Annotated in this window: 1 protein-coding gene; it reads left to right on the top strand. The window is 52.7% G+C overall.

Features of this window, described 5'->3' with window-relative positions:
- Window positions 1-1,111 (top strand): Ig-like domain-containing protein (locus CWC16_RS19250; protein ID WP_171037696.1); only part of this gene is annotated, 1,111 nt, incomplete at both ends.

Here is a 1,111-nt window from a genome sequence, read left to right as displayed (position 1 = left end):
CCTGGGTAATATCGGCAGCGCCACCGAAACCGGTATTATTGACACCACCATGCCAGCGATTGAAGTGAACGAGCTAGTTGTTACCAATGATACAACCCCAACGATCACCGGCACCGCCAATGCACCGCAAGGCAGCACCGTAACGGTAGAGATCACCGATAGTAATAACGTGACGCATACGGTGACAACGACACTCGGCGCTAATGGCACCTGGAGTGTGGCCGCTTCACAAGTGCTTGCTGAGGGCAGCTACACAGTAAGTGCAAGCGTAAGCGATGCCGCTGGCAATGAAGCAACAGCCACTGGCTCAGGTGAAGTAGACACCATTGCGCCAACGCTTGAGTTAACCAGCCCAGGTTCAAGTAACGACGTAACCCCAACGTTAAGCGGCACCAGTGATGCCGTTGAAGGCACCGTGATCACCTTTACCGTTACCGATGATTTAGGGGTAGAGCAAACCTTTACAACGACTGTGGATGCGAGCGGCAACTTCTCAGTCGAAGTGCCAAACGCATTGGCTGAAGGCCCTTACAGCATTGAAGCGACTATTAGTGATGCGGCGGGTAACAGCACTGATATCACCGGCAGCGGTAACATCGATACCACCGCACCAAGTGTGAGTGTGGATGCGCCAATACTTACCAACGACAGCACGCCAACGGTTACAGGCACCAGCGATGCACCCAACAGCACCATTACAGTGACCTTTACTGATGCAGCGAACAACGTACAAACCCTTGATGTACAAACCGATGCCAACGGCAATTGGAGTGCGACACCAACCAGCGACTTAGCAGAAGGCAACTACAGTGTTAGCGCGAGCATCACTGATGCCGCTGGTAATACCGGTACAGGCAGTGATACGGGCGAAGTGGATGTGACGCCACCAACCCTTGCCTTTACACCGACCTTTGAGCTTGGTTTATTAGTGACCCTAAGCGGTACCTCTGATTTGCCAGCAGGCAGCGAAATTACTATCACTGAGCAACTTATAGGCGGTGGCATTGGGGCCACTTACACCACCACAACCGATGCCAATGGTAATTGGTCATTAGTGGGCTTGGATGTATCACTCCTTGATGTTGGCTCAGTGATCGCCACAGCCACCGAT

The sequence above is a fragment of the Pseudoalteromonas sp. S3776 genome, assembly GCF_005886915.1.
Classification (GTDB): Bacteria; Pseudomonadota; Gammaproteobacteria; order Enterobacterales; family Alteromonadaceae; genus Pseudoalteromonas.
This window is presented reverse-complemented; position numbering and strand designations above follow the sequence as displayed.